Source organism: Granulicella arctica (genome assembly GCF_025685605.1).
In the GTDB taxonomy this organism is placed as follows: domain Bacteria; phylum Acidobacteriota; class Terriglobia; order Terriglobales; family Acidobacteriaceae; genus Edaphobacter; species Edaphobacter arcticus.
Window position 1 is genome coordinate 2,533,432 of the sequence record NZ_JAGTUT010000001.1, and the last position, 26,536, is coordinate 2,559,967.

General features: G+C 57.4%; 29 protein-coding genes. 10 read left to right on the forward strand and 19 right to left on the reverse strand.

Annotated features, from left to right (window positions below; all coding sequences use genetic code 11):
• Positions 1-31: 31 nt before the first annotated feature.
• Positions 32-1,606, reverse strand: a complete 1,575-nt coding sequence (locus OHL20_RS10630; protein WP_263383163.1) for an acyl-CoA mutase large subunit family protein — start codon at positions 1,604-1,606, stop codon at positions 32-34.
• 26 nt (positions 1,607-1,632) lie between these two features.
• Positions 1,633-2,196 (reverse strand): hypothetical protein, encoded by a 564-nt coding sequence (locus tag OHL20_RS10635; protein ID WP_263383164.1) that lies wholly within the window; start codon positions 2,194-2,196, stop codon positions 1,633-1,635.
• Positions 2,197-2,235: 39 nt separating this feature from the next.
• Between OHL20_RS10635 and OHL20_RS10640 the strand changes: the two genes are divergently transcribed.
• The 3 genes from OHL20_RS10640 (at position 2,236) to glgC (ending at position 4,289) form a co-directional block, all read left to right on the forward strand.
• Complete coding sequence (locus OHL20_RS10640) at positions 2,236-2,379, forward strand: hypothetical protein (protein ID WP_263383165.1); 144 nt, start codon at positions 2,236-2,238, stop codon at positions 2,377-2,379.
• A gap of 172 nt (positions 2,380-2,551) precedes the next feature.
• On the forward strand, positions 2,552-2,869 hold the full coding sequence (locus tag OHL20_RS10645; RefSeq protein ID WP_263383166.1) for a hypothetical protein: 318 nt from the start codon (positions 2,552-2,554) through the stop codon (positions 2,867-2,869).
• Positions 2,870-3,026: 157 nt separating this feature from the next.
• Positions 3,027-4,289, forward strand: a complete 1,263-nt coding sequence (gene glgC, locus OHL20_RS10650; protein WP_263383167.1) for a glucose-1-phosphate adenylyltransferase — start codon at positions 3,027-3,029, stop codon at positions 4,287-4,289.
• Positions 4,290-4,357: 68 nt separating this feature from the next.
• Here glgC and OHL20_RS10655 read toward each other — a convergent pair whose 3' ends face one another.
• The gene (locus tag OHL20_RS10655) at positions 4,358-5,038 is read right to left on the reverse strand and encodes a hypothetical protein (protein ID WP_263383168.1); all 681 of its coding nucleotides are present in this window, start codon (positions 5,036-5,038) and stop codon (positions 4,358-4,360) included.
• Positions 5,039-5,217: 179 nt separating this feature from the next.
• Here OHL20_RS10655 and OHL20_RS10660 point away from each other — a divergent pair, with 179 nt between their 5' ends.
• Complete coding sequence (locus OHL20_RS10660; protein WP_263383169.1) at positions 5,218-5,430, forward strand: Sec-independent protein translocase subunit TatA/TatB; 213 nt, start codon at positions 5,218-5,220, stop codon at positions 5,428-5,430.
• A 53-nt stretch (positions 5,431-5,483) separates the two neighbouring features.
• Positions 5,484-6,290, forward strand: coding sequence for a polyphosphate kinase 2 family protein (locus OHL20_RS10665; protein ID WP_263383170.1), 807 nt, complete (start codon positions 5,484-5,486; stop codon positions 6,288-6,290).
• Here OHL20_RS10665 and OHL20_RS10670 read toward each other — a convergent pair.
• Together OHL20_RS10670 and OHL20_RS10675 are read right to left on the reverse strand one after the other, a co-directional pair.
• Positions 6,287-7,165 (reverse strand): DMT family transporter, encoded by an 879-nt coding sequence (locus tag OHL20_RS10670; RefSeq protein WP_263383171.1) that lies wholly within the window; start codon positions 7,163-7,165, stop codon positions 6,287-6,289. The genes OHL20_RS10665 and OHL20_RS10670 overlap by 4 nt on opposite strands.
• Positions 7,166-7,190: 25 nt before the next feature.
• Complete coding sequence (locus tag OHL20_RS10675) at positions 7,191-8,504, reverse strand: VWA domain-containing protein (RefSeq protein ID WP_263383172.1); 1,314 nt, start codon at positions 8,502-8,504, stop codon at positions 7,191-7,193.
• 193 nt (positions 8,505-8,697) lie between these two features.
• On the opposite strand from OHL20_RS10675, the gene OHL20_RS10680 reads away from it, so the two are divergent.
• Positions 8,698-9,729: a VWA domain-containing protein gene (locus OHL20_RS10680; protein WP_263383173.1), complete on the forward strand. Its 1,032-nt coding sequence runs from the start codon at positions 8,698-8,700 to the stop codon at positions 9,727-9,729.
• Here the strand turns inward: OHL20_RS10680 and OHL20_RS10685 are convergent.
• Genes OHL20_RS10685 through hisI form a run of 9 tightly spaced genes read right to left on the reverse strand, consistent with a single transcriptional unit; the run spans position 9,726 to position 16,287 of the window.
• Positions 9,726-10,400 (reverse strand): 1-(5-phosphoribosyl)-5-[(5-phosphoribosylamino)methylideneamino]imidazole-4-carboxamide isomerase, encoded by a 675-nt coding sequence (locus tag OHL20_RS10685; RefSeq protein WP_263383174.1) that lies wholly within the window; start codon positions 10,398-10,400, stop codon positions 9,726-9,728. The two genes, OHL20_RS10680 and OHL20_RS10685, sit on opposite strands and share 4 nt — an antisense overlap.
• 28 nt (positions 10,401-10,428) lie before the next feature.
• The gene (hisF, locus tag OHL20_RS10690; protein WP_263383175.1) at positions 10,429-11,196 is read right to left on the reverse strand and encodes an imidazole glycerol phosphate synthase subunit HisF; all 768 of its coding nucleotides are present in this window, start codon (positions 11,194-11,196) and stop codon (positions 10,429-10,431) included.
• A 4-nt stretch (positions 11,197-11,200) separates the two neighbouring features.
• Entirely contained in the window at positions 11,201-11,491 is a 291-nt protein-coding gene (locus OHL20_RS10695) for a hypothetical protein (RefSeq protein ID WP_263383176.1), read from the reverse strand.
• Complete coding sequence (gene hisH / locus OHL20_RS10700; protein ID WP_263383177.1) at positions 11,492-12,103, reverse strand: imidazole glycerol phosphate synthase subunit HisH; 612 nt, start codon at positions 12,101-12,103, stop codon at positions 11,492-11,494.
• Complete coding sequence (gene hisB / locus OHL20_RS10705; RefSeq protein WP_263383178.1) at positions 12,100-12,708, reverse strand: imidazoleglycerol-phosphate dehydratase HisB; 609 nt, start codon at positions 12,706-12,708, stop codon at positions 12,100-12,102. The genes hisH and hisB overlap by 4 nt, the downstream gene beginning before the upstream one ends.
• Complete coding sequence (gene hisC, locus OHL20_RS10710) at positions 12,705-13,790, reverse strand: histidinol-phosphate transaminase (protein WP_317890950.1); 1,086 nt, start codon at positions 13,788-13,790, stop codon at positions 12,705-12,707. Before hisC ends, hisB begins: the two co-directional genes overlap by 4 nt.
• Before the next feature lie 2 nt (positions 13,791-13,792).
• A complete protein-coding gene (gene hisD / locus OHL20_RS10715; protein ID WP_263383180.1) occupies positions 13,793-15,052 on the reverse strand; it encodes a histidinol dehydrogenase in 1,260 nt (419 codons plus the stop codon).
• Positions 15,053-15,064: 12 nt separating this feature from the next.
• A complete protein-coding gene (gene hisG / locus OHL20_RS10720) occupies positions 15,065-15,949 on the reverse strand; it encodes an ATP phosphoribosyltransferase (protein WP_263383181.1) in 885 nt (294 codons plus the stop codon).
• A complete protein-coding gene (gene hisI, locus OHL20_RS10725) occupies positions 15,949-16,287 on the reverse strand; it encodes a phosphoribosyl-AMP cyclohydrolase (RefSeq protein ID WP_263383182.1) in 339 nt (112 codons plus the stop codon). Before hisI ends, hisG begins: the two co-directional genes overlap by 1 nt.
• A gap of 315 nt (positions 16,288-16,602) precedes the next feature.
• On the opposite strand from hisI, the gene OHL20_RS10730 reads away from it, so the two are divergent.
• On the forward strand, positions 16,603-16,926 hold the full coding sequence (locus tag OHL20_RS10730) for a ComEA family DNA-binding protein (RefSeq protein WP_263383183.1): 324 nt from the start codon (positions 16,603-16,605) through the stop codon (positions 16,924-16,926).
• A 99-nt stretch (positions 16,927-17,025) separates the two neighbouring features.
• Positions 17,026-17,772, forward strand: coding sequence for a DUF4397 domain-containing protein (locus tag OHL20_RS10735; RefSeq protein WP_263383184.1), 747 nt, complete (start codon positions 17,026-17,028; stop codon positions 17,770-17,772).
• A gap of 59 nt (positions 17,773-17,831) precedes the next feature.
• Here OHL20_RS10735 and ahcY read toward each other — a convergent pair whose 3' ends face one another.
• From ahcY to OHL20_RS10750, 3 genes are all read right to left on the reverse strand, one after another.
• Complete coding sequence (gene ahcY / locus OHL20_RS10740; RefSeq protein ID WP_263383185.1) at positions 17,832-19,289, reverse strand: adenosylhomocysteinase; 1,458 nt, start codon at positions 19,287-19,289, stop codon at positions 17,832-17,834.
• 96 nt (positions 19,290-19,385) lie between these two features.
• Positions 19,386-21,173: a hypothetical protein gene (locus OHL20_RS10745; protein WP_263383186.1), complete on the reverse strand. Its 1,788-nt coding sequence runs from the start codon at positions 21,171-21,173 to the stop codon at positions 19,386-19,388.
• Positions 21,174-21,245: 72 nt separating this feature from the next.
• Positions 21,246-22,391: a bifunctional transcriptional activator/DNA repair enzyme AdaA gene (locus OHL20_RS10750; RefSeq protein ID WP_263383187.1), complete on the reverse strand. Its 1,146-nt coding sequence runs from the start codon at positions 22,389-22,391 to the stop codon at positions 21,246-21,248.
• A 106-nt stretch (positions 22,392-22,497) separates the two neighbouring features.
• Here OHL20_RS10750 and OHL20_RS10755 point away from each other — a divergent pair, with 106 nt between their 5' ends.
• Together OHL20_RS10755 and OHL20_RS10760 are read left to right on the forward strand one after the other, a co-directional pair.
• On the forward strand, positions 22,498-23,916 hold the full coding sequence (locus tag OHL20_RS10755) for a C45 family autoproteolytic acyltransferase/hydolase (protein WP_263383188.1): 1,419 nt from the start codon (positions 22,498-22,500) through the stop codon (positions 23,914-23,916).
• 27 nt (positions 23,917-23,943) lie between these two features.
• Complete coding sequence (locus OHL20_RS10760) at positions 23,944-24,459, forward strand: DUF3455 domain-containing protein (RefSeq protein WP_263383189.1); 516 nt, start codon at positions 23,944-23,946, stop codon at positions 24,457-24,459.
• Positions 24,460-24,568: 109 nt separating this feature from the next.
• Here the strand turns inward: OHL20_RS10760 and metK are convergent, their stop codons facing one another.
• A complete protein-coding gene (gene metK / locus OHL20_RS10765; RefSeq protein WP_263383190.1) occupies positions 24,569-25,741 on the reverse strand; it encodes a methionine adenosyltransferase in 1,173 nt (390 codons plus the stop codon).
• A gap of 180 nt (positions 25,742-25,921) precedes the next feature.
• Positions 25,922-26,338, reverse strand: a complete 417-nt coding sequence (locus tag OHL20_RS25205) for a helix-turn-helix domain-containing protein (RefSeq protein ID WP_396271943.1) — start codon at positions 26,336-26,338, stop codon at positions 25,922-25,924.
• Positions 26,339-26,536: the final 198 nt, after the last annotated feature.

Genomic DNA, 26,536 nt, shown 5'->3' on the forward strand with positions numbered 1-26,536 from the left:
CGTGACGCGAGTGGCAAATGTTTCGTTGCGGTTAGATCGTCACTGATTCGCGGTATTCTCCGAAGACTTTGCGCAGCGCGTCTGCGATCTCGCCGACGGTAGCTTCGCTTTCTACAGCGTGGAGGATAGGAGGCATGAGGTTGGAGGCGTTGCGTGCAGCGTCCTCGACGTGGTGCAGGGCGGCTGCGTGCAGCGTCGTGTTTCGGCGAAGGCGCAGTGCGCGGACGCGCTCGACCTGCCGGGCCTCGAGGGTGGGGTCAGTGCTCTGAAGGGGCACGCTGGCCTCGTCTTCCGAGGTGAACGCGTTGACACCGACTACAACGGCCTCGCCTGTATCGACGGCACGCTGGTAGGTGTAGGCAGCGTTCTGGATTTCGCGCTGGATGTAGCCCTGCTCGATTGCGCGAAGCATGCCGTAAGGGCCGGTGAGATCGAAGTCGGCGATGGTGGCGAGATAGGCGTTTGCGCGGCGTTCTATTTCGTCCGTGAGGGACTCGATATAGTAGCTGCCGCCCAGTGGGTCGGCGGTTTGGGCTACGCCGCTCTCATGGGCGAGGATCTGCTGGCTGCGAATGGCGATGCGGGCGGCCTGTTCGGTGGGAAGGGCGAGGGCCTCGTCAAAGCCATTGGTGTGGAGGGATTGGGTGCCGCCAAGGACTGCGGCAAGTGCCTGTAGGGTGGTGCGGACGATATTGTTTTCGGGCTGCTGGGCGGTGAGGGTCGAGCCAGCGGTCTGGGTGTGAAAGCGCAGCATCCAGCTCTTCGGATTCTTTGCGTGGAAGTGCTCGCGCATGATGCGAGCCCACATCCGGCGGGCGGCGCGGAACTTGGCTACTTCTTCGAGCAGATTGTTGTGAGCGTTGAAGAAGAAGCTGAGGCGAGGGGCAAACGTGTCGACGTCTAGCCCAGCATCGATGGCCGCCTGGACGTAGGTCATGCCGTCGGCGAGGGTGAAGGCGACCTCCTGAACGGCGGTACAACCTGCCTCGCGCATGTGGTAGCCGGAGATGGAGATGGTGTTCCATTCCGGGATCTCTTTGGCGGACCAGGCGAAGATGTCAGTGATGAGGCGCATGGCGTGCGGAATTGGGTAGATGTAGGTGCCGCGCGCGATGTACTCCTTGAGGATGTCGTTCTGGATGGTGCCGCCGAGCTTCCTGATGTCTGTGCGGGTACGTTTTGCGACGGCTACGTAAAGCGCGAGGAGGATCGGCGCGGTAGCGTTGATGGTCATCGAGGTCGTGATGGTGTCGAGGGCGATGCCGTCGAAGAGGCGCTGCATGTCGTCGATCGAGTCGATGGCGACGCCAACCCTGCCGACTTCGCCGAGGGCCAAGGGCGAGTCGGAGTCGTAGCCGATCTGTGTGGGTAGATCGAAGGCTACGGAGAGTCCCCGGGTGCCATGAGCGAGGAGGAATTTGTAGCGGCGATTCGATTCTTCGGCGTCGCCCATCCCTGCGTACTGGCGCATGGTCCAGAGTCGGCCCCGGTACATGGTGGGCTGAATGCCGCGAGTGAAGGGATATTCGCCGGGGCTGGGAGAGCCGTACGTGAGGTCGACTGGGATGCCGGAACTGGTGGTAGCGGGTTTCGGCGTTTCGGCCATGACGGTACTGTACGCCGAGAAGAGCGTTAGCTGCGGTGCTGCTTGTGGCTGGCGCGGACGAAGCTGCTAATGCAGAAGTATCCGAAGACGAGGGCCATGGCGATCGAGAAGAGCAGGTGCTGATGCTGCTCGTGATTGCTGCCGATATCGTGCAGGTTGAAACGGAGTTTCCAGGCGTTGATGAGGGCAGTGAGCAGGAACAGACCGAAGAAGACGCCGGTCAGCTCGAGCCAGAGAACGCCGGATACTTTGACGAATGGGCCCCAGACCGCCTCGCCGAAGCGCTTGCTGCCTCGGGCGAAGCCTTCCTTCGTCTGGCGAGCTTTCGCGGTGGTTCGGGCGGCTCGCTGACCAAGAACCTCACCGGAGCGGGCGGCTTGGGTCGACTGTGCGTTCTGGCTGGTACGGACTGGCGCAGGAGGGGAAGCGGACGCAGCCTCAGCGGCGTCGATCAGCGCTTTCGCTGCGTGACGAGCGCCGATCCCGAGTGCTTTGCCGAATCGAACCGAGTCCATATAGAAAGTGTAGCCGGTAGCTTCTGCGCTGCCAAAGGGTGAGCGGCTAGAGAACTCGTTTCGAGCTTGGTGCATCCAACTCGGAGTTGAGGCGTTTCCATCTCGGAGAGTGTTATGAAGAAGGCATTATTTCTCGTGGGCGGGTTCTGTGCGGCAGCGGTAGGTTTTCTGGTGTTTGGCGCGAAGCGCGTTCAGCCGGTTGAAGATATGGCGCATCGCCTGGAGACGGCCTGGTCGGACCACCATACGGTCGTATAGCTTACGAAACCTCGAACCGATACAGCGTGATTGAAGAGAAGGGCGCGGACGCGTATTCTAGGTCGAACAGGTTGCGTTCGCGGCCCCGCAATGCCGTTCCCACCGAGTGTGCAGGGCTGGGAATACCCGATGCGCGGTTCATACTTGCACTTAGGGCAGCCCGGAGGTGGCATTGAATCAAAACGTGAAAAATCTAATCCAGAAGCTTGGCGAAGCGATCCACGAGTCGGTTTCCGAGTCGGAGCATATCGCTGGCGTGGTGAAGAACATTCGGGAACAAGGGTTTGATGTGCTGCTCATGCTGGAGGCTACGATCGGTTTGAATGAACTTGATGCGGAAGAAGCTGACGGTTCCGAGATCGACGGAGAGACGCTGGACGGGCCATTTACTTCGACCGACCTGAACTTCCTGAAATCGCTTCGCATCAGCCTCTCGGAAGACAGCGAAGAAAATGGAAGACGGCTAGGGTCCGGGACTCCCGATGAATAGCCTTCTGTTCTGCTGGTTTCCGGCGCGGCGTACGTAGCACCGATCGTGAACATCAAAGACCCGGATTGCATGGTAGACTCGCGTTCTCAAACGCGGGTGTAGATTCTTGCATCCCAAACACTGGATAGACTGTTCATCCGTTCGAGGTAGCCGGAACATGAGAGATACGCTAGGCGTCCTGCTTGCCGGTGGTGCCGGTGAGCGACTTTTTCCACTTACAAGGGATCGCGCGAAGCCCGCTGTACCGTTTGCCGGCCAATACCGAATCATCGACATTACCTTGTCGAATTGCATTAACTCGGATCTGCGCCATGTCTATATTTTGACGCAGTACAAGGCTCTCTCGCTCAACCGTCATATCCGCGAGGGCTGGGGACCAGTTGTTGCTAACGAACTCGGCGAGTTTATTGAGATTCTGCCGCCGATGCAGCGGGTGAGCAAAAACTGGTACACCGGGACGGCGGATGCCGTTTACCAGAATATCTACTCCATTGGAGCTGAAGAGCCGAAGTACGTCATCATCCTCTCGGGTGATCACATCTACAAGATGAACTACGGCTTGATGATCCAACAGCATCGGGAGACTGGCGCCGATGTGACCATCGCGACGCTGCCGATTCCGCCAGAGGAAGTGTCCTCGTTCGGGGTGGTGGAGGTCGCACGTAATGGTGAAGTTACCGGCTTCGAGGAAAAGCCCAAAGAGACGAAGATGCGCTCGCCGTTTATGCCGGATATGGTGGACGCGTCCATGGGTATCTACATCTTCAACACGGATGTGCTGTTGCCCGAGTTGATCAAGGATGCTGAGGACCCAAACTCCAAGCATGATTTTGGGCACAATATTCTGCCAAATATCCTTGGGCGCTTCAAGATGATGGCGTACAACTTCGTGGACGAGAATAAGCAGAAGGCCCTATATTGGCGCGATGTTGGTACGCTCGAGGCCTATTACGAGGCGAATATGGATGTTGCAGGCGTGACGCCAACCTTCAACCTCTATGACAAAGCCTGGCCGATGCGGACGCGAGCCTATCAGTACCCGCCGGCGAAGTTTGTGTTCGGTGAGCCAGGTCGTACCGGCATGGCGATCAATTCGATCATTGCCTCAGGATCGATCGTCTCGGGTGCCGTGGTGAGGAACAGTGTCCTGTCGCAGGACGTTCGTGTGAACTCGTATGCCGATGTGGACTCGAGCGTAATCTTCTCGCATGTCAATATCGGCAGGCACTGCCGGATTCGCCATGCGATTATCGATCGGGACGTTCATATTCCTGACGGAACGGTAATCGGCTACGACCCGAATGAGGATAAGAAGAACTACTTCGTGTCGGCATCGGGGCTAACCGTTGTGACGCGCGATTACTCTGTGTATGAGAATCCTGTGTCGCCGGAGTTCATGCAACAGGGCAATACCTGGTAGCTCTTCATAGAAAGACAAAGGGCTGAGAGTTCGACTCTCAGCCCTTTGTTCTGCCTATGAAGATTTGTTTAGCGCTTGCCGAAACGATAGATGAGGCCGCCCGAGATTGCGAAAAACTCACGCGTCTCGGTGCCGAAGTGTTCGAAGATAAGGTCCGGTGAGATTCGAACAGCAATTGCCTTGGATCGGTTGAAGTCGACGCTTGCGCCTACAGCGCCGATCGGCTTGGTGCGGTTGGTGTACAGTCCGGTCGTTGCGACACTGCCGGCAGGAACGCTCATTGTGCTGTAGTTGAAGACGCCGTGCGATGCACCGAAGTAGCCGTGGTAGTCAATCGCTGCGTAGTGGTTTTTAGGTCCACGGTACTGGACGCCGCCCATGAGCATGTTCATGTAAACAAGGGGACGATTGTTTACAAATGGATTCGGGAGAACCGGGGTTGTTCCTGCCTCGCCGCGATAGTCAACGGCTACGCCGAGCCTTCTAGTCAGCCAATATGTCCCAAGGGCCTCACCGCCGGCGAAGTTCATTCGCTTGGGAAGGTTCTGGCCGGCCTGAAAGTTCATGAAGTTGATGCCGCCGTAGACTTCGTAGCGGTTGTCATAGGAGACGGGAGCCGCGGGTCCAAGCTTTGTCTGCGCTATTGCCGTGCCTGCCAGAAGGGAACCAGCAAGTACTATTCCACTCAGCGCATGGATCGCCATCCGCTGTATTCCAAGGTTCGTTCCAGCCATCTTCAATCTCAACATCGTTCTCCAAATCCTGACTACTCGGGATTCCGCTCTGCGCTTCCGTCTTCTATCAGGATATATCGTTGGAGGACACGTCTGCTTCTTCGTCTGCATCGTACTTGCTACGGTCGGCATTGTGCGACAATGAAGCGTGCCGCTCGGCGCCACAGTCGCGCTCAAGCTGCAAGGAGAATCCTATGGGCGAACTATTTACACCGACACATCTTATCGTTATTGCAGTTGTCGTTCTCGTCCTCTTCGGAGGCAAGAAGCTTCCTGAGCTTGGTAAAGGGCTTGGCGAGGGTCTTCGTGGCTTCAAAGATGGGATGAAGGGCGTTACTGAAGAGGTTAATAAGCCTGGCGACACCGCTCACACGGTTACGCCTAAGCCGGAAGAGTCAGTCAAGTAGCTGGATTGACCGCTCTGCGCTGATCGTTGTTTCTGCTGTATTGAGTCCCCTGAATGAAGCTGAAGTCTCCCTATCTCGTAAAGCCCCATGTGCGGGTGCGCCTTTCGCGCCTCGCAACGGATGACGACGGTGGGTATAAGACGAAAGAATCTGCTGCGCTTGTGCTGGTCAAACACCGTGACCGGCTCGATGCGTTGCAGAACATCTTCTACGCGAGCCAGCAGCGCGCATTGTTGATTGTTCTGCAGGGAATGGATACGGCGGGCAAAGACGGCACCATTCGTCATATCTTTTCCGGCGTAAATCCACAAGGATGTGATGTCAGCTCTTTCAAAGTGCCTACGGCACTTGAGGAGCGGCACGACTTTCTATGGCGGGCTCATAACGCCATTCCGCCGCGTGGCATGATCGGCATCTTTAACCGATCTCACTATGAAGACGTCCTGTCACCTCGTGTTCATAAGGTCATCTCGGCCAAAACGGCGGAGCAGCGATTCGCAGAGATTAATGATTTCGAGGCGGCGCTTGCCGCAAACGGAGTAGTGATCCTCAAGTTCTTTCTGCATATTTCGCAAGAAGAGCAAACGGCTCGTCTTCAGGCTCGCCTGGACAACCCAGATAAACACTGGAAATTGTCGGCTGCTGACTTTAAGGAGCGGCAGTACTGGCATGAGTATCAACATGCGTACAACGATGTGATCTCGGCCACGAGCCATCGCCATGCACCGTGGTTCGTCATTCCAGCCGACCACAAATGGTACCGCGATGTGGCGATCTCGAAGATTCTGGCGGATACGCTGGATCGACTCAAACTCGAATATCCTGCGCCTACCATGAATCCCAAAACCGTCAAGCTCTAAAGCGTGATCATCACGACGGCGGCTACGGCAACAAGCATGCCTATGCCTTGCCTGCGGGTTGGACGTTCCTTCAATGTCCAAGCGGCCAGGAGAATGGTTGTTGCGGGGTAGAGCGAGGCGAGGACTGCTGCGACATCCAGTCTTCCGGCCCGAGTCGCGGCGACGAAGAGCAGGTTGCCCGAGGTATCCATCATTGCGGTCAGGAATACCCAGCGCATAGCTGTCCAGGTGATACGTACCTTCGGCTCGCCGCCCTTGATTGAGAGGCCAATGAGGAGGAGGGAGCAAACGCTGAGACTACCCATCCGAGCCGTTGCCATCGCCCATAACGGACCCGCAGGACCGGCCATTTTGAGCGCCACGAAATAAAGGCCGAAGCCGGCACCGGCGGCGATGGCCAAACCCATGGTGCCTTTACTGAACGAGTCCGATATGGAAGGACCTGCGGCGATCAGCCAGATCGCAATGCCGGCTATGATGAAGCCACTCAGTCGCAACAATCCTGGTGAGCCATCTTCAGCTATTGAGACTGCTGCTGGGATGGCGGCGGCCAGAAGACCGCTGATTGCGGCTGAAGCACCCATGGCTCCACGGGAGAGCGCGATATAGAAGGCGGTGAGTGACAGGCCGCCTGCTACTCCGGCGGCGATGCCCCATGCGAGAACGGCACCATGCGGGAAGGGCACACCGCGCATTGATCCGACAGCCATGAGGACCGTGAAGCTGGTGAGGTGGCTGAGTAGAACGATGCGCAGCGCGCCGCCGACACTTCCGCCTACAGTCTTTACGCCCATGCCTCCGCTAAAGTCGCCGCCGCCCCAGGTAAAGGCGGCGGCGAGGGCTAGCAGGACGTTTCCCTGCAACAGGTGGTTCATTGGGCGTAGAGCACTGGGCGCGAGACTACTGGGCCTGGATGGTACGGGGCCGTGCATCGCCAGCGGTCGGATAGTAGCCATCCTTGGAGATGACGGTCAGATTTGGCCGCAACACCTTGACCTCCAGCTTGCGATATTTTCCGTCGATGAACGGCTCACGCGTGTAGTAGCCGATGGTGTACTGGGTCCGAACTTCTTCGGCAATCTTTGCGAAGCTGCGAGCGATGCCGGGGGTTCGAGCTTCGGGATCGATCTGGCCGCCGGTCGCACCGGCGTAGAGTGGCAGGATATTGTCACGCATCTGGAACGGAAGATGGATGCGATCGATGAAGCCAGTGCCAGGGATTTTGAAATCGTCGACGAGCGTTGCGTAGACGGCGACCTTGTTGGCCTGGAGGTAGTGCACTACGTCCTTATACTTCGCGGTGCTGCCGTACTCTTTGCCGTCGCCGATGACATAGACGATGCGGCGGCGGCCCGGACCAGCCTTGGTGGTCGCTTGCGCGGCTGCGAAGATAGCGTCGTTCAGCGTATGGACTTCGCGAGGAGCGTTAAGCTCGATACCCTGATGATTGCGTACTGGAGCAGTGTTCGGATCAAAGTTCTGATTGTTGATGTTCGTGGTTTGCGACATCGGGCCGCCAAGTGGCATCAGGGGCTCGCGTCCTACGGACTTCGATCGGTCCAGAACGGCGTTCAATCGGGCGCTCTGACCGCCGGTGAAGTCGGTCTGCTGCTGGGGGCCGTTGTTATAGGTGAATACGGCCACCTCGTCATAGGCGCTAAATGCACCCTGAAGGGCGCCAAGGGCGTTGTTGACCTTGGTCATCTCGTCAAAGGGCATACTCTGGTCAATAACCAGCGCGACCGAAAGTGGGAAGGGGTCGGTGGTGAAGAGTTCCATCTTCTGACGGAGCCCATTCTCAAAGACGCGGACATCGCGCCAGGTGAGGCCGGGGACCAGCACCCCTTTTTTATCCTTGACGGTGAACGGCACTTCGACGAAATTCACACCGACCACCAGCGTAAAGGCCTTGACACCTTCGCCTGCTGCGGGAAGATCAGGAGCTGCGCCATCATCCTCGTGCACAGCCTCAGTGGGAGCCACTGCTGAGGGGAGGGTGCTTCCGGGGGCAGACTGATCCGACCGCGGCGCTGTCTCTCCGTTCGATTCCAGCGTCGTGCCTTTGCCGGGAGCGATGGGTCCGATGGGCAATGCCTGCGGCCTTGGGGCATCCGGAATCGCCTCTGGTGCGCTACTTTGCGGCGAAACTGTCTGTGGTGCCTGCTGGCCCAGCATCATGCATGCCAGTACCCCTGCCATTACGCTCTGATTCACTCGGTAATTCTCCCGTACTAGTCCAACTAACAGAGTATCAGCGCAAGCTCTGCACCGTCATCAGAAGTTTGACGTACCTCATTGGACGCATTGAGTTTGTCGTACGTTGTGCTCTTCGTTCCGTGAGGCCCCTGGCAGCGGGCGCCTTTGAAATTTCGCTGACGCATTCGACTGCTTCGTCGTCTAATACGGTATGCGCCTTGAAGCCCTTGCCGCCATCCTTCTCAGTTTCACGCTGTCGCCTGCGGTCTTTGCCCAGGAAGCGCCGTCCCCCGGTGGTCCCCCACCTGCCAGCGACGCTGCAGCGCAGCCCCAGCAGGGAGAGGATGTCCAAACGCTTAAAGTCAACGTCAACCTGGTGAACGTGTATTTCTCCGTTCGCGACAAAAGCGGCTACATCACCAATCTCCACAAGAACGACTGCAGCATCGACGAAGACAAGGCCACGCAGACGATCAAGAACTTTACGCAGGAGAAGAATCTTCCGTTGACGATCGGGATTTTGCTCGACACCAGTGGCAGTCAGCAGAACGTTTTGCCGCTGGAGCAGGATGCGGGAGCGCGCTTTCTGAAGGAGGTGCTGACGCCGAAGGATGAGGCGTTCCTCATCTCGTTTGATATCAACGTAGATCTGCTGGCCGACTACACCAATAACGCCGGTGAGATCCGGCGGGCGATCAACAAGGCCTCGATCAATACAGGCGCGGGTACGGGTTCGGTAACGGGTCATGGCTCGGCACGTGGGACGCTGCTCTACGATGCGGTCTATCTTGCGGCGCATGACAAGCTGCGGCAGGAGGCTGGACGGAAGATCCTCGTGATGCTGACCGATGGTGGTGACCAGGGTAGCCAGGAGACGATCAAGACGGCGACCGAGGCTGCGCAGAAGGCGAACGCTATCGTCTATGTCATCCTGATCGCGGATCGAGGGTTCTACGGTGGCTTCCAAATGGGTTACAGCGGCGACCGCGACATGGAGAAGCTGGCCACCGACACGGGGGGCCGCGTGATCAACGTAGGGAACAACGGCAAAAAGCTTGAAGAGGCGTTCGACCAGATTCAGGACGAGTTGCGGACACAGTATCTTGCCAGCTACACGCCGACCAACCTGAAGGCGGATGGGACCTTCAGAAATCTAAAGATTGCCTGTGGAAAGGACCAGAAGGTCCAGGCCCGCAAGGGCTACTACGCGCTTGCGGGCGGCGGCAACGATAAAGACGATTAGGCTTCCATGACTCCGGAGTAAACGGCCATTCCGGCTACAGCATCGACGCCCATAGCGTCCAGAGCGTCGACCTCGGCTTGTTCCTTGATACCCCCGGCGACGATTAATTGGCGCGCGGTGGTTGCGCGAAGTATGGCGGCCATGTCGATCGGGAAGCCGGACATGGTGCCCTCGGTGTCGACGTGGGTGTAGAGGAAGGCGGCGCAATAGTCTTCGAGCCAGGTGATTGCCTCTTCAGGGGTAAGGTCGACGGAGTCCTTCCATCCTTTGACAGCGACACGACCGCCCTTCGTGTCGACGCTGAAGACCAGGGCATCTTCGCCCAGAGCTTTTTTCAGACCGGCAGCGAACTCCTTGTTGACTCCAGCGGCACCGAAGAGCGAGGAGCCGTAGATTACCCGCTTCGCTCCTGCATCGAGGAGAGCTAGCCCGTCCTCGGCAGTCTTGAGCCCACCGCCCACCTGGCAGGGGAGTCGCTTGCAGATCATCTCAATCAAGGCTCGGTTGTTGCCCTGGCGCATGGCGGCATCGAGGTCGATAAGCTGAACGGTCGGATACTTTTCGAAACGCCCGATCCAGTATTCGAAGTCGTCGAAGGCTAACTTCAGCTTTTCGCCCTGTACGAGTTGCACAATGCGTCCGTCCATCAGGTCAATCGAAGGTATCAGCATATGTATCCTGTTCTATTTGTTGAAAGGGTTAGCAGGGCAGGCGGACGGAGACGCCGTTCTGTTGCAGCTCTGCTTTGAGGGCTCGGGAATCCGTGATTCCGAAGTGAAAGATACTTGCCGCGAGCGCCGCATCCGCTTTGCCACGAGCAAAGACCTCCGCAAAGTGGGCCGCCGAACCTGCGCCACCACTGGCGATCACGGGAATGTTGACCGCTTCGCTGACGCAGGCGGTGAGTTCGCAATCGAAGCCATTGCGCATGCCATCGGTGTCCATCGAGGTGAGCAGGATCTCGCCGGCTCCCCGCGACTCTGCTTCGCGAGCCCAGTCAACTAGTCGCAGACCGGTAGGCGTGCGTCCACCGCTCACGTAGACCTCTGCATCGTCGACGCCTTTGCCTCGTCGCGCGTCGATGGCCACGATGACGGCCTGTGCCCCAAAGCTTGAGCCAATTTCACTAATTAATTCGGGCCGAGCGATTGCGGCTGAGTTGATGCTGACCTTATCGGCACCCGCGTCGAAGACAGCTGCAGCATCATCTGCTGACCGCACTCCCCCGCCAACGGTGAAGGGAATAAAGAGTGCGGCGGCGGTTCGCTTGACGGTGTTGAGCAATGTTCCGCGGCCTTCGTGCGTGGCGGTGATGTCGAGCAGAACGATCTCGTCTGCACCGGCAGCGGCATGGCGATGGGCAAGTTCTGCTGGATCGCCTGCGTCGATGATGTCGACGAACTGAACGCCTTTGACGACGCGACCGCCCCGGACATCCAGACAGGCGATGATTCGTTTGGTCAGCATATCGTTACCCCAGCCGAGAGGGCACGGCGCCGGGAACAGGCGTTTCGACACCCTCACAGACGATGCGGGCGATTGGATTTGCGGGGCTCAGGACGTCGCCACTCCCAGCATGCCATTGAACCAATAGTCCCTGCCTCGGAGCGGGCAAATGGTACTCCATCGACCCCACCGTACCATCCGTCAGGATAGCGACTGCCTGACCGGTGCCGACCAGTGTTCCTGCTGGGACAAGCTGTTGGAGGAGCGTGTACGCGGGCTCGCCTTCGTCTAGCTTCAACTCATACAAATAAGGCATTTATAACTCCACGAAGTTCTTCAAGACCTGTAATCCGACGGCGCTGGACTTCTCCGGATGAAACTGCACACCCATCACATTCTCGTGTTCGACTGCGGCGGTAAAGGGTCCGCCGTAATTTGTTACAGCGGCGGTACTGGAAACGAGCGGCGCTCGCCATGAATGGGTGTAGTAAACGAAGCTGCTGGTGTCGATGTTGCGTAAGAGCCGGGATTTGTTTTTGACCTCTTCAAGAGAGTTCCAGCCAACGTGAGGTGACTTTAGCTCGGCATCTTCAAAGCGCACCGGAAAGCGTTCGCATGCGCCGGCGAAATGACCAAGTCCGGGCGTTCCGTCAGATTCTGTCGAGCCTTCGAAGAGCCATTGAAGACCAACGCAGATGCCCAAAAAGTAAGAACCCTTCTTGATCGCCTGCCGTGTGGCTTCTGTCAGGCCCAGGTCCGTCAGCAACTGTGTCGAGCGGAAGTGACCGACCCCGGGAAGCACGATCCTGGACGCTTGCAGGACGACCTCGGGGTCCTGCGTCACCGTGATCTCACCCGCGTCAAGATAAGTGAGAGCCTTGACGACACTGGTGAGATTTCCGGCTTTGTAGTCGATGACTGCAATCACAGGAGGCCCTTGGTCGATGGAAGCATCTCTTGCATCCGTTCGTCACGGGAACATGCACCGCGGAGGGCGCGTGCAAACGCCTTGAAGATCGCCTCGATCTTGTGATGATTCGATCGGCCATACATTGTCTTTACGTGGACGTTTGCCTTGGCTCCCCGTGCAAAACCGTCGAAGAAATCGGCTAGCAACTCGCTCTGGAAGTCACCCACCAGGCGAACCTTTACCTTGTCGTCCACCACGTAGGAGACACGGCCGCTGAGGTCGACTGCGGCTACTGCCAGCGTTTCATCCATCGCCATAACAAAGTAGCCGGCGCGCATGATCCCTTTCTTGTCGCCGAGCGCTTTGCCGAAGGCTTCTCCGAGGGCGATGCCTACGTCTTCGACCGTGTGATGCTGGTCTACATCGAGGTCGCCGGTGCAGGTCAGGGTGAGATCGAAGCCGCCGTGCCGCGTGAAGAGCTCGAGCATGTGGTCGAAGAAGCGTATGCCAGTCGAAACCTTGTAGACACCCTGTCCATCGACTACCAGCTTCAGGGCAATCTGCGTCTCGGTGGTGTTTCGCTTGATCGTTCCAGTTCTTACTTTGAGTGCCTTTTCAATCATCGTGCAGTCCATCCAATCTCTTGCAGAGAAGCTTTGAGTGCGGCGAGGCCCAGGGTTACATGGTCTGCGATCCCGATCGTGATTCGTACGAAGCCTTCGCAGCCCGGATCGGCCGATCGATCGCGGAGTAACACGCCATGTTTACGCATGTTCGCGACGAGTTCCTTGTGCCTGGGGCCGATGTTCATGAGAACGAAGTTTGCGTGGCTGGGAAAGAAGGGGACGCCGAGAGCGCGCAGTTCGTCCATGACTCGCTCGCGCCCGATGCGAACCTGCTCTGCATACCATGCGACGTAGGCCTCATCGGCTAGTGCGACGGGCAGGCAGTCCAAGGCCACACCATTTACGTTGTAGGGCGAACTGACCTTCCGTACGTGATTGATGACTTCGGCGTTGCCCGCAAGCATGCCAATACGTAGATTTGCCAGTCCGTAGGCCTTCGAAAAGGTGCGGGCGACGACTAGATTGGGTGTGGTGGCGATGTCCTGCATCGTCGACTCCCCATGGAAGTGGTAGTAGGCTTCGTCCACCATCACGACTGCGTGCGGCGCTGCTGCGGCAATGGCTAGAAGATGCTGCCGACTTACGATTGATCCTGTCGGGTTGTTCGGCGAAGCTACGATGATCAGCTTGGTTCTATCCGTGATGGCGTCGAGAAATCGCTGGTAGGGAAACTCGAGAGAAGCGTCAGACTGAACTCTGCGCAGCCCCGAGGTCATCATCGAGATGCTCACGTCATACATGAAGAACGTGGGTGTGGCGATCAGAGCTTCGTCATCGGGTTCGAGGAAGGCTGCGCAGAGAAGGTGGATCGCTTCGTCGACACCGTTTGTTAGAAGCACCTGGCTGGGTTCGAGATCGAAGTGGTCTGCCACGATCCGCTCGACTGGTTCACGCTCCGGGTACTTCGTTAGGCCTTCAGAGGTGATCTCTCTAAGCCGCTCGATGACGCGGGGAGATGGAGCGAAAGTATTCTCATTAAAGTCGAGCCGCAGCATCTCGCGCGCAGCGAGCGGTGGATGGTACTCCGGCATGTCCAGTACAGCCTGACGCGGTTTCACGGTACTGCTTGCAATTGCCATACTCATTGCATCCTCACTCGTACGCTTTCCGCATGTCCTACTAATCCTTCTGCCTCGGCTAAGGCGATCGCATGTGGGCCCATAGCGCCTAGACCTTTCCGTGTGTACTCCTGCACGGTAATGATCTTGACGAAGTCCATCACGCTCAGTCCTCCACGTATACGACCAACCCGGCCAGTAGGGAGAACGTGGTTTGGGCCAGAGATGTAATCTCCCATGGACTGTGGAGCATAGGCACCGACAAAGACCGAACCAGCATTCTGAACCCATTTGAGATCGGCCTGCGAATCCACTGTCAGATGCTCCGGAGCCAGCCGATTGGTCAGTTCACGAGCTTCTGCTACCGTTTCGGTTACAAAAATGCAACCTTGCGCGGCCAGCGATTGTTTCGCAATAACGTTGCGTTTTGCCTGCATCTTTACTTCCGCTGCTACGGCGGTGGCAAGCTCCGGATTACTCGTGATGAGGATAGCCAGTGCTTCGGGATCATGCTCGGCCTGCGCAACGAGGTCCGCGGCGATGCCGGCAGGGTCTCCTGTCTCGCTGGTCACCGTAATCTCAGTTGGGCCTGCAGGCATATCGATGCCGCATTCAGCGGAGACTATCGTTTTGGCAGCAGTTACATAGAGATTGCCCGGTCCGACGATCTTATCGACTCGCTCGATGCTGCTCGTTCCGTAGGCCATCGCGGCAATCGCCTGGGCGCCCCCTACGCGATAGAACTCTGTGATGCCTGCGAGCCACGCTGCAGCCATCGTTTCGCGAGCAGGTTTGGGAGAGCAGACCACGATCCGCGCAACGCCAGCGACCTGCGCGGGGGTTGCGGTCATCAGCAATGTTGAGGGTAAGGGATAGCGGCCACCAGGAACATAGCAGCCCACATTGGTAAGCGGCCTTACAATCTGCCCAGTCTTCACGCCGGGCGCTGGAGTGGTCGTCCATTCACGGGGCATCTGTGCTTCAGCGAAGGTGCGGATATTCTGTTGTGCTGTCTGCATCGCCTTCTGTAAGGCCGGTGCAGTCGCCACCCATGCAGCTTTCATCTCTTCGCGAGAGACTTGAAGATCCTGATCTTTCGACAAGCCGTCGAACTTGACTGCATATTGCTTCAGCGCGACGTCGCCTTGCCTGCGTACGGCAGACAGGATCTTTGCGACCGACGGTTCTACGCGGGCAGTGCTTACGGCTCCACGCTGCTCCAGCGTTTCGACTAACGCCTGCGCTGCGGCCCTACTTCGTCCAAAGGTACGAATCAGCTTCATGATGCCCTCTGCTTACAGCACAACCTTGCTTAATGGATATTCGACAATGCCGGTGGCGCCGACAGCCTTCAACTTGGGAATGACGTCGCGCACCAGCGCTTCGTCGAGGATTGTATTCAGAGCGACCCACTCCGGATCGCTCAGCTGCGATACGGTTGGAGAGTTCAATGCTGGCAGCACGCCAAGCACCGCAGGTAAGTTTTGTTTCTGCGTGTTGAGCATCAAGCCAACGCGGCCCTGGGCAGCAATCGCGGCGTTGAGCATGAGCGAGAGGTTATCGATCTTCTCCCGCTTCCACGCATCCTTGTAGGAACTCTTGTTGGCGATGAGCTGGGTTTCGCTCTCCATCAACGTTTCAATGATGCGAAGACGGTTTGCCTTCAGGCTCGAACCCGTTTCGGTTACTTCGACGATGGCGTCGGCCAGTGTCGGCGGCTTTACTTCAGTGGCGCCCCAGCTGAACTCCACAGTTACCGGGATGTTCTTGCTCGCGAAGTAGCGCTTCGTGAACTCGACTAGTTCGGTGGCGATGATCTTGCCGGCGAGGTCTTCGGGCTTCTGGAAGGGCGAATCCTCGGGGACGGCAAGCACCCACTTTACTTTTTGGCGGCTCTGCTTGGAGTAGGTGAGGCTGGTGACGTATTCAACGTCCGTCTGGTTCTCAAGAACCCAGTCGTTCCCGGTGAGTCCGGCGTCGAGCGCGCCGTGCTCGACATACCGTGCCATCTCCTGCGCACGGACAAGCATGCACTCGATTTCGACATCGTCGATACTGGGGAAGTAGCTGCGGCCATTTGCCAGGATGCGCCAGCCGGCGCGTTCGAAGAGGGCAATCGTCGCATCCTGCAAGCTGCCTTTTGGAATCCCGAGCTTAAGCTTGTTTATTGTTGCCGCCATTACTTCGTCTCCATCGCGATCGGTTTGGTGAAGCAGCTGATTGTTCCCTCGTGGCAGACCAGACCATCGCCTTCGACTTCAACTTTGAAAAGGAGTGCGTCGTTGTCGCAATCGGTCGCAGCTTCGACGACACGCAGGCGATTGCCACTTGTTTCACCCTTCATCCAGAGCTTTTGCCGCGACCTGCTCCAGAAGGTGACGTAGCCACTTTCGAGGGTCTTGGCATAACTGATTTCGTTGAGAAAACCGAGCATGAGGAGCTCGCCGGTCTTGGCATCCTGGACCATTCCCGGAACCAGACCGTCCATTTTGTTGAAGTCAATCGTCATCGCCGTCATTCCTTCTGAAGTGGTTCAACCTGTGGGTTCGGATGTTGTGGAGTACACAAAGGAAAGCCCGCTCGCGGTATTCGCGTCAGCGGGCTTTGTGAATCCTGTCGTGCGCTCGGTTTAGATCGTCGCACCGGACACTGCCGCCAACACGCTGTTCGCATGATGATGATGGTGTCCGTGATGAAGCAAGCGCAAACTCATAACTCAAAACTAACGTTGACGGCTTTGAATGTCAATGTAGCCGCGGGCTGACGCACGTAAATTCATTTACTTCCGCTTCTGTCTGCTCTAGTCTTCTTAGGTCCGGTCAGGAGCCTCGTCATGAATAGATTCAGCCGCTTTTTTCTCGCCTTCGTTCTCTTTGCTGCCGCAACAGCCGGCTCTTTCCATGCCCAACCGGCGTTTGCGTCATCCGTCGGGTCCATCCAGGCGTCCACGACTGCCGACGCGGACAAGCTTGATATCAATACAGCGACGGCCGACCAGTTGAAGGCCCTTAAGGGAATTGGCGATGCCTATAGCAAGCGCATCATTGCTGGCCGTCCCTACACTGCAAAGAACCAGCTTACGAGCCGGGGTATCCTGCCGGTCGCTACCTACAATGCGGTTAAGGATCAGATTATCGCCAAGCAGCCAAAGAAATAGATGCCAGGTCGACGAGGTATGGGGGCGCCGCTGTTTGCCGGGAGCGCCATAGCCTGTACGGCGAATTACATGAATGTAATAGTCTGAAATCTACAGCCCATGCCCTTGTTTACCACCCATCCCGGCCAAGGTATCCGCTATGCCGGGCTGCTCGGCCTGTGTCTGGTCGCGCTGACGGGCTGCCAGAGTTTCAGTAGCGCTGGTTCATCGGCGAGAGTCCGGGTGGTCGATGTGTCGCCAGATGCACCCGCCGTAGACATCTACCAAGGCAACACTGGTGTAGCGTACAACCTGGGTTTTGGAACGACAACCTCTTATCTTTCGCTCGCTCCGGGACCGTCAACGCTGACGGTCGACGTGGCTGGCTCGCGTCAGGTTTTGTCGACGATCGAAGGGTCGTTCAGTCCGGAGGCTCACTACACGGTATTGGTGAGCAATTCCGTTGCAAATCTCCAGCAGGTGATTCTCACAGATCGTGGTCAGCCAACCGCTGCGAAGGCCTCGCCAAGCCCTTCTCTACGCTTCATTCATCAAGCTGGAAGGTCCGGGCCTGTAGACGTCTACCTTGTTCCCGCGGGACATCGCCTGTCGTCTGTTACCCCGGTAGTGACAAATCTTGCTACGGGTAGCTATACAGGCTACCTCAACATTCCTGCCTGTACTTGTACGGTGGTCATGCTTCCTGCAGGAAGCACGCCTTCGACCGTGGCGATGGCAGTTCATAGCGGGGCTCAGACAAAGTATGTCGGCGGCTCCGCGCGAACGTTGATTCTTCTTGACGCCCAGCCGTCCGCTTCGTCCAGTGTCCAGGTGATTACAACGATTGATGCTGAGCCGCTTACCTAGATTGAGCGTTAACGAACGATGGCCGCCCGAACATCCGGGCGGCCATCGTTCGTAAGGATCTAGTAGCGGTAGTGATCAGCCTTGTAGGGGCCTTCAACAGGAACGCTGAGGTACGCTGCCTGCTTCGTCGAGAGCGTCGTCAGCTTCACGCCAATCTTCTCGAGGTGCAGTCGTGCAACTTCCTCATCAAGCTTCTTCGGCAGGATGTAGATCCCTACCTTGTAGGTATCCTTGTTGGCCCATAGGTCAAGCTGTGCAAGCGTCTGGTTTGCGAAGCTTGCCGACATGACGAAGCTTGGGTGTCCAGTAGCGCAACCCAGATTCACCAAACGTCCTTCGGCCAGGATGAAGATGCTGTTCCCCGTCTCGAAGGTGTACTTATCAACCTGAGGCTTGATGTTCAGCTTGGTCACGCCCTTGAGCGCGTTCAGTGGCTCCATCTGGATCTCATTGTCGAAGTGACCAATGTTGCAGACGATCGCCTGATCCTTCATCAGTTTCATGTGCTCGACGGTGATGATGTCGACATTGCCGGTGCATGTGACATAGATATCGCCACGTCCAAGCGTCTCCTCAAGAGTGGTGACTTCATAGCCTTCGATCGCAGCCTGCAAAGCGTTAATTGGATCGATTTCTGTGATTACAACACGAGCACCGAGGCCGCGGAGGGAGGCCGCCGAACCCTTGCCAACGTCGCCAAATCCGCAGACTACGGCAACCTTGCCGGCGATCATCACATCAGTGGCGCGCTTGATGCCATCGACCAGCGATTCACGGCAGCCGTAGAGGTTGTCGAACTTCGACTTGGTGACGGAGTCGTTGACGTTGATCGCAGGAACGAGCAGCGTACCCTTCTCGAACATCTTGTAAAGTCGGTGAACGCCTGTTGTGGTCTCTTCGCTGACGCCGCGCCATTCCTTCGCTACATCCTGCCAGCGTGTCGGGTGCTCTGCATGGACCTTCTTGAGCAGGGACTTGATGACGTCCTCTTCGGTGGAGCCGGAGGGTGAATCAATCCATTTGTCGCCTTTCTCCATCTCGACGCCCTTATGAATCAGGAGAGTCACGTCGCCGCCGTCGTCGATCACGAGCTGCGGTCCGAGCAGGCCACCCTTACCGTCGGGAAAGTTCAACGACTGGTTCGTGCACCACCAGAACTCCTCAAGGGACTCGCCCTTCCAGGCAAAAACCGGCACGCCGGCGGCAGCGATCGCCGCTGCAGCATGGTCCTGCGTGGAGAAGATGTTGCAGCTTGCCCAGCGAACGTTGGCACCAAGCGCGACCATGGTCTCGATCAGCACGGCCGTTTGAATCGTCATGTGCAGCGAACCTGTCACGCGTACATTGGCCAGCGGCTTGCCTGCGGCGTATTTGTTGCGGATGGACATCAGTCCCGGCATCTCCTGTTCAGCGATGTCGATCTCACGCCGACCAAACTCCGCTAGGCTGATGTCAGCAACCTTGTACTCCGCTGCTACTGCTTGAACTGCCGCTGTATCGATCGTTGCTGTTGCCATCTTCACTGCACCTCGTACGTCTTTTTTAGCGTTCCACAGTCACTTGAGGATATCATTTCAAGCATTTTACGGATCATTTTCTCGATCACGAAGAGCTTACGGAACAGAATCCAGAGCCTTGATGTTGCCGTCACGAAACTGAAGCCAGATAGTGTCAGCAGGCTTGGCTATCTTTGTCGCTTCTTGCGTGCTCAGCGGGTTCGTCCAGTTGTAGGCGAGGGGATCGCCGAGAGCTGACAGTTCATTTACTGGTCTTCGACCTTCACGATCGTTAGCAAAGAAAGCTTTCTTATCACTGTCATATACAAGAATTCGTTGGATCTGCGGGGCTGAGATCAGGCTCATGGAGGTGTAGTAGCTTGGATAGCCAGGGAAATCCTGAAGCACCACGACGCTTTTCTGGGGCGATGCGAGGAGCAGTCTTTGCAGTTCGGCATACTGCATTCGTTCGCGGTCCATTCCATACGTTCCCCAGGTGTAACCACCTGCGGGAATCAGTGCTGTCTGACGAAGTCGGACATCCAGGAATCCGCTGACGACCAGTACGCAAAAGGCGAAGCAGGCGATTCTGGCCCGCCGATCACTCGGAACAGGCGCTCCGAAGCGGGCCAGGGCGATACCGAGCGCTATGCTCATCCAAAAGGCAGCCATGGTGCTGTAGTACGGCGCAATCCGCGTGCCGAGTACAACGAAAAGCGAAATTGAGGCTATGGATGCAAGCACCGCGAAGAGAACGTCTTTCGGTCGATCTCCACGCAGCTTCGGGACCCTCCAGATCACCACCACTAAGATCAAGACGACAATCATGCCCAGATACTCGGGAACCGTCAACACAGCCGGCGAGTTGCCTGGGAGGTCAAAGAAGGTGAAGTACCAAAGCGCGTAGGAGAATGGGCGGAGTGCTGCCTCCATCGAAAAGGCGATGGGGTAGGGAGTCGCCTGCATTAGTGTTTTTGCATGAAAGAAGGGCACCGCTGCTGTGCCCGCGTAGATGCCGAGCCCTGCGACGGCCGCCAAAATCCTTCGGGCCATCGGGGGAACGCGACCTTCGCCAGGTCTAAAGAAGAGCAGTAGAGCCACGATGAGCGGAGCCGCGAAGGAACTCTGCTTGCCGAGCGTTGCAACGCAGAAGCAGATCCAGGCAAGCAGGTGGTAAGCGACGGCCGGAAGACCTCGACGCCGGTTTGCCTTCAGGATTGCGAGCGCCATAAGTCCGCAAAACAGGATGGCGATGTCGTCGCTGAGGGCCGAGGCCCAGGAAACAATCGTATAAAGTACGCCACGTGACATATACAGAGCGCTGCTGGCTGCCGCAGCAAACTTGGAGTAACCCATCGTCCGAACGATAAAGAACGCAACGATGCTGCCTAGAAATGAAGCAATGAAGTTTCCCACAAGAAAAGCGCGGGCCGACAGGCCGAAGAACTTCAGCATGTAGCCGAAGTACAGCACAGTCCCCAGCGGCCGGAAGTTGCCGTCTACCGAGTCCAGCGCATACCAGCTATAAGCGGGATGGAGGTAGATGATCTTCCGGATTGACGCGGCGGCGAGCAGCAACCAGTCATCCTGGACGAAGCCTCCGGCCAGCAGAACGGGCAACCAGAAGAGGCAGAAGGTAACAGTAAGAGCACCTAAAAAGTAAGAGGTCGGCAGGTCTCCAGTGTTGGATCTTCTAAGAAGGAAGGCCCGCAGACCGCCAACAAGCAGAGTGAAAAGACATGCGGCAAGGAGGGCGAAGGGAAGATGCTGGGTCGCGTACTGAACGCGATCCGTGTGAAGATGAAGGCGCGACCGAAGAAGGAAGGTAGCGGCTGCTGCGGTGACCAAGACGAGCGAAAGGCCGAGAAAGAAGATGTTTTCGAAGCCGCTGGTGACCTTCCGCATTGCCCACCTTACAGGCGAAGTATCCCTTGGCCCTTGATTTTCAATCATAGCGGAGTGGATATTCGGATGTGCTCAGGCGCTGAAGCCCTCTGCTGCGAGCAGCTTCTTCTTTCGCTCCATGCCCCAGCGATATCCCGTGAGTGCACCATCTTTGCCGACAACGCGGTGGCAGGGTACAGCCACAGCGATAGGGTTTGCTCCGCATGCCCCGGCTACAGCGCGTACGGCCGAGGGTTTCCCGAGGGCCGCTGCGAGATCGGAGTAGCTTCGGGTTTCACCTCTCGGAATCTCCTGTAATGCTCGCCAGACGCGTTGCTGGAAGGCTGTCGCTCGTACATCCATGGGGAAGGTGGCTGCCGCCGGATGTTCAGTCATCTGGCTCAACACAAAGCCAACGCCATCCGCCAGCCAGCCGGTATTTCCGCGGGCGGCAACCAATTGAGCCTTATTGAAGTTCTCTCGAAGATCCTGGACCAGGGCAGCGTCGTCTCTGCCGAACGCAATGCTGCAGATGCCGACGTCGGTTGTGGCCACGAGCATTCTGCCTAGCGGACTGGCGGCGGTCGTGTACCGAATCACCAGTCCGGCCCCACCCTCACGCATGACGCGGGGCTTCATACCGAGTGCAGCGTTGCTCTTCTCGTAGAGCCTGCTTGATGAGCCATAGCCTGCTTCGTAGATGGCATCTGTAACCCGTTTTTTCGGTTCGCCCGGCGCCCTCTTCTCGCCAAGGCCTCGTTTGAAACTGTCGATCCGTTGCGCCTTGGCGTACTGACCCGGACTCACGCCAAGGACACGTTTGAATCCGCGCAGGATCGTCAATCGTCCGACTCCTGTGGCTTTCGCAACCTCAGCCAGCTTTGTCCGCTCCGTCGCATGGACCTTCAGATATTCCGTCACGGCAGCGATCGCGCCGGCCTGCGGATCGGGCTTGGCGGTCGTCGCATCGGGATCACACCGCAAGCAGGCACGATACCCGGCCTCTTGTGCGGCGGCTGTGGTTGGGAAGAACGTGACGTTCTTGCGCGTGGGCCGGCGGCTCGGACAGCTTGGCTTGCAATAGACCTTCGTCGACTTGACGGCATAAAAGAACTGGCCGTCGGCTGCGGTGTCGCGTTCAAGCACCTGCTGCCACTGCTTGCCTGGGAAGAGACTCGGCACGGCTGCGGTGGGCCTCGGGTTCGTTGGTGGGCGGTTCATTATCGTCATCGTCGTCATACCAGTATCGTTCACCGAACCCCGTCATCGCCACACTCCGCTTTGTGACGGAGAAGTCGTCCTGTATTCTTCACTTCATCGATCCAGTCCAGCCAGGAGAACTACGATGCGCCTCCGTCTCCCTTCTCTTGCCGTTCTTGCAACGTTCCTCGCTGTTCCTGTACTCTCCGCAGCCGCGCCCAAAGCTCTCGACGGAGCGTACAGCTTTAAGAAGAACGGCTGGACCTACGTTCATCTGCAAGGTTCGCCAAGCGACATCGGTTTTCAGCATGGATATCTGCTTTCCGCCGAAATTGAGGACAATTATCACGTCTACCGGCTGGAGCAAGAGCATAATTCCGGGCGCGATTGGTCGTTCTTTCGCGCTGCATCCAAGACTGTACTCTGGCCGAACATCGAGCCTGAGTATCGCGCCGAACTCGAGGGTATCGCGGCTGGTCTGAAGGCTAAAGGCTCGTCGCTCGATCTTTGGGATGTTGTCGCAATCAACGGCAACCTCGAGCTTGGCGATTACTATCTGCCTTGGCTCAACAAAAAAGAAGGCAAGCCAAATCCGCCGAAAGACGTGGCTCCAGGTAAGTGCAGCGCCTTCATCGCCGCGGGATCGGCTACCAGGGACGGCAAAATCGTCGTAGCTCATAGCAACTGGTCACCCTACGCCGAGGGGGAGCGCTGGACTATCGTCTTTGATATCGCGCCAGCCAAAGGCCTTCGCTTCCTCATGGACGGTGCTCCCGGAATCATCACCAGCCAGGACGATTTCGGCGTCAACGCCGCAGGTTTGATGATCACCGAGACGACGCTGCCAATGGCAGCCGGGTGGGACCTCAAGGGTGCTCCCGAGTTCGTCCGCTCTCGCAAGGCGATGCAGTATGCACACTCCATCGACGAATATGCAGCCATTATGCGCGACCGCAATAATGGTGGCTACGCGAACTCCTGGCTCGTCGGCGACCGGAAGACTGGCGAGATCGCCTACCTGGAGTTAGGACTCAAGCACACGCCACTGACGCGAAAGAAGGACGGCTATTTCGTCAGCTCAAACTTTGCCGCCAATCCTGATCTCATCCGCGACGACACACCGGGCTTCGATACGACAAACAAGTCCAGCAGCATGAATGCTCGTCATCTTCGGGCGGACGCTTTTATGCAGCAGCACAAAGGGCAGATGGATACAGAACTTGCCGAGGCATTCCTATCGGATCACATCGACACCTTCGTAGGCGGTGAAAAGGCGGACCAGCGTAGCCTTTGCGGTCACGTTGACAAGGCGAAAGAAGGCGAGCCAGTCTGGGGCGAAAAGCCGTATGAGCCGATGGGCGCTGTAACCGGTAAGGTCATGGACTCGGACCTGGCAGGGAAGATGAGTTTCATCGCTCGCGCCGGTCACCCCTGCGGCGATGACTTCCTCGTTGCACCCTTCCTCGCCGCGCATCCTGAGTTCCAGTGGGAGAAGCCGATCCTGAATGACATGAAGGCGGGTCCGTGGACGACCTTTACAACTGCTGAGGCTGTGACGCGCTAGACCGGCAGCTCAGGCTAAACTCGAAACATGCGAAGTTTTCTTCTTCTCCTTGCGGCCATTTGGGCGCTACCGATTGCTGCCAGCGCCCAGGCATCCGACGCCACGCTGCCCCAGGCAAACCAGCAAGCCGTGTTGACGGTGCAGGGAAGAGGCGCACAGATCTACGGCTGCCAACCGATCGGAGCCACCTTCCAGTGGGTCTTTCAGGCTCCTGTGGCTCGCCTGTTCGATGATAAAAACGTTGAGGTTGGCACCCATGCAGATGGCCCGACGTGGACCCTTCAGGATGGCAGTTCCGTGCAGGGCATTCTCGTGACCAAGCAGCCTTCGCCTGATGCCGCAAACATTCCATGGCTGCTTCTAAAAGCAACGAAACCGCAGCGGGCAGGACTCCTGACCAGCGTAGAAATGATCCGCAGGTCGGACACCAAGGGCGGTATCGCACCAACTACTGGTTGCGACGCCACCCACAAAGGGGATCTTGTCAGGGTTCCTTACTCTGCAACTTATACGTTCTACAGCTCTAAAGCCGCCACCAAGTAGCAGACGTGCTGCCTCTGTCGCAGAGAGCGGACGCTACACATCACGGCTTTAGGCGCAACGAGCATAAAAAGGGGAGACCGATTGGTCTCCCCTTTCTTACGCAACGCAGCTATTTGGCTGCAAGTTCCTTGACGCCAGCCTGCTCCTTGAGGAGTGCGGCCTTATCCGTGTTCTCCCACGTGAAACCCTCACCTTTACGACCAAAGTGGCCGTATGCGGCGGTCGCCTTGAAGATCGGCTTACGCAGATCGAGACTCTCGATAATGCCTTTCGGAGTCAGGGAGAAGTTCTTCCGTACTAGCTCCTCGAGCTTGGCCTCGTCTACCTTGCCGGTACCAAAGGTCTCAACCAGGACGCTTACCGGCTCTGCAACGCCGATTGCATAGGCAAGCTGGACTTCGCATCGATCCGCGAGCTCCGCGGCGACGATGTTCTTTGCAACGTAGCGCGCCATATAAGCCGCAGAACGATCGACCTTGGTCGCGTCCTTGCCGCTGAAGGCTCCGCCGCCATGCCGCCCCATGCCGCCGTAGGTGTCGACAATGATCTTGCGCCCGGTCAAGCCGGTGTCCCCCATCGGGCCGCCAACGACGAAGCGGCCAGTCGGATTGATGTGGTATTTCGTATCTGCGTCGAGCAGCTTCGCCGGAATAACGGCCTGGATGACGTTCTTGAGGATGTCCGCACGTAGCTCGTCATTGCCAACGTTCTCAGCGTGCTGCGTCGAAATAACGACAGCATCCACGCGAACCGGCTGGTTGTTGGAGTCGTATTCCACCGTCACCTGGCTCTTGCCATCCGGCCGCAAATACGCCATCAAGCCGGATTTGCGGACTTCGCTGAGGCGCTCGGCCAGCTTGTGCGCCAGCGAGATCGGCGTAGGCATCAACTCTGGGGTCTCGTTCGTGGCATAACCGAACATCATGCCCTGATCGCCGGCGCCGCCAGTATCTACGCCCATTGCGATATCGCCGGACTGCTTGTTGATCGTCGAAATGACAGCGCAGGTATTCGAGTCAAAGCCGTATAGCGCATTGTCGTATCCGATTGCGGCAACTGTTCCACGGACGAGGCTCTGGAAGTCCACATATGCCTTCGTGGTGATCTCACCGGCAATGACGACGAGGCCCGTGCAGGTGAGCGTCTCGCACGCTACCCGGCTGTAAGGATCCTGCGCCAGGCAGGCGTCCAGAATTGCATCGGAGATCTGGTCGGCAATCTTGTCGGGATGCCCTTCGGTTACAGACTCACTCGTGAACAGAAATTTATCGCGCTTCGCCAAAACTACTCCTTAGAAGTACCTGCGCGGGACACTTAGCCCCGGACAGAAATCAATCTGTCTATTTTACCTGCCGTTCTCACCCCCGGCAAAGATCATAGCGAGTCGCGCCAATTGAGGGTCAAACGGCTCTATTGAGCATTAAGTGGTTTACTCACAACGCCAGGCGTCTGCCACTAGAGCCTAAAGTGGCAATTTGCTATGAAGCACCAGCTTCCATGTCAGGAAGACGCAGATAACCAATGCCAGCAGCATCAGAGCTACTCCGAACCAACGCATTCCGGTGGCAGATCCACCACCTCCACGGTTTTTCTTTACGTTTTCGGCGAATTCGACCCAATCCTGCTCTCTGGGACCCTCGCCCTGCTCTCGGAGGCTTGCTTCAAACCGGTCAACCCAGATCGCTTCCTCCAAACCCACGGCAGCTATATAACTGCGAACAATGCCCTTGCGGAAGACACCCCCGGGGAGATCGCTGAATCTCCCATCTTCCAGAGCCTCAACATGGCGCAGGGAGACCTTTGTGACCGCACAGACCGTGTCGACAGAAACTCCGCGTCTTTCGCGTTCGTGTCGCAATTCCTGCCCGAATTGGATCATTCCCTCGCCATCTGCGTTCGCGGCTCCCTCGCCACAACGCTTTCGTCAAGCTGAAGACCATTTAGACCATCTTTTACAGAAAGATAGCCGGGCTTGTCCTTAGAGTCAAAGGCTCCCGCAGCTTGTGTGCCTTTCCCGCCACGAGGAGTGACGAACCGACACCTTCTCAAAAGCTGGTACCGCGGTCTGCCATACACT

Excerpts from the sequence above, each read along its gene's own strand:
- hisI (WP_263383182.1), bottom strand. The coding sequence starts at position 16,287 with ATGACGGCGATGACGATTGACTTCAACAAAATGGACGGTCTGGTTCCG.
- OHL20_RS10640 (WP_263383165.1), top strand. The coding sequence starts at position 2,236 with ATGAAGAAGGCATTATTTCTCGTGGGCGGGTTCTGTGCGGCAGCGGTA.
- OHL20_RS10745 (WP_263383186.1), bottom strand. The coding sequence starts at position 21,173 with ATGCGGAAGGTCACCAGCGGCTTCGAAAACATCTTCTTTCTCGGCCTT.
- ahcY (WP_263383185.1), bottom strand. The coding sequence starts at position 19,289 with ATGGCAACAGCAACGATCGATACAGCGGCAGTTCAAGCAGTAGCAGCG.
- OHL20_RS10655 (WP_263383168.1), bottom strand. The coding sequence starts at position 5,038 with ATGTTGAGATTGAAGATGGCTGGAACGAACCTTGGAATACAGCGGATG.
- hisF (WP_263383175.1), bottom strand. The coding sequence starts at position 11,196 with ATGCTGACCAAACGAATCATCGCCTGTCTGGATGTCCGGGGCGGTCGC.
- hisD (WP_263383180.1), bottom strand. The coding sequence starts at position 15,052 with ATGAAGCTGATTCGTACCTTTGGACGAAGTAGGGCCGCAGCGCAGGCG.
- hisB (WP_263383178.1), bottom strand. The coding sequence starts at position 12,708 with ATGATTGAAAAGGCACTCAAAGTAAGAACTGGAACGATCAAGCGAAAC.
- OHL20_RS10680 (WP_263383173.1), top strand. The coding sequence starts at position 8,698 with ATGCGCCTTGAAGCCCTTGCCGCCATCCTTCTCAGTTTCACGCTGTCG.
- OHL20_RS25205 (WP_396271943.1), bottom strand. The coding sequence starts at position 26,338 with ATGATCCAATTCGGGCAGGAATTGCGACACGAACGCGAAAGACGCGGA.
- hisG (WP_263383181.1), bottom strand. The coding sequence starts at position 15,949 with ATGGCGGCAACAATAAACAAGCTTAAGCTCGGGATTCCAAAAGGCAGC.
- OHL20_RS10685 (WP_263383174.1), bottom strand. The coding sequence starts at position 10,400 with ATGCTGATACCTTCGATTGACCTGATGGACGGACGCATTGTGCAACTC.
- OHL20_RS10660 (WP_263383169.1), top strand. The coding sequence starts at position 5,218 with ATGGGCGAACTATTTACACCGACACATCTTATCGTTATTGCAGTTGTC.
- OHL20_RS10755 (WP_263383188.1), top strand. The coding sequence starts at position 22,498 with ATGCGCCTCCGTCTCCCTTCTCTTGCCGTTCTTGCAACGTTCCTCGCT.
- OHL20_RS10665 (WP_263383170.1), top strand. The coding sequence starts at position 5,484 with ATGAAGCTGAAGTCTCCCTATCTCGTAAAGCCCCATGTGCGGGTGCGC.
- glgC (WP_263383167.1), top strand. The coding sequence starts at position 3,027 with ATGAGAGATACGCTAGGCGTCCTGCTTGCCGGTGGTGCCGGTGAGCGA.
- OHL20_RS10635 (WP_263383164.1), bottom strand. The coding sequence starts at position 2,196 with ATGCACCAAGCTCGAAACGAGTTCTCTAGCCGCTCACCCTTTGGCAGC.
- OHL20_RS10670 (WP_263383171.1), bottom strand. The coding sequence starts at position 7,165 with ATGAACCACCTGTTGCAGGGAAACGTCCTGCTAGCCCTCGCCGCCGCC.
- OHL20_RS10760 (WP_263383189.1), top strand. The coding sequence starts at position 23,944 with ATGCGAAGTTTTCTTCTTCTCCTTGCGGCCATTTGGGCGCTACCGATT.
- OHL20_RS10750 (WP_263383187.1), bottom strand. The coding sequence starts at position 22,391 with ATGACGACGATGACGATAATGAACCGCCCACCAACGAACCCGAGGCCC.
- OHL20_RS10630 (WP_263383163.1), bottom strand. The coding sequence starts at position 1,606 with ATGGCCGAAACGCCGAAACCCGCTACCACCAGTTCCGGCATCCCAGTC.
- OHL20_RS10735 (WP_263383184.1), top strand. The coding sequence starts at position 17,026 with ATGCCCTTGTTTACCACCCATCCCGGCCAAGGTATCCGCTATGCCGGG.
- hisC (WP_317890950.1), bottom strand. The coding sequence starts at position 13,790 with ATGGCAATTGCAAGCAGTACCGTGAAACCGCGTCAGGCTGTACTGGAC.
- OHL20_RS10695 (WP_263383176.1), bottom strand. The coding sequence starts at position 11,491 with ATGCCTTATTTGTATGAGTTGAAGCTAGACGAAGGCGAGCCCGCGTAC.
- OHL20_RS10730 (WP_263383183.1), top strand. The coding sequence starts at position 16,603 with ATGAATAGATTCAGCCGCTTTTTTCTCGCCTTCGTTCTCTTTGCTGCC.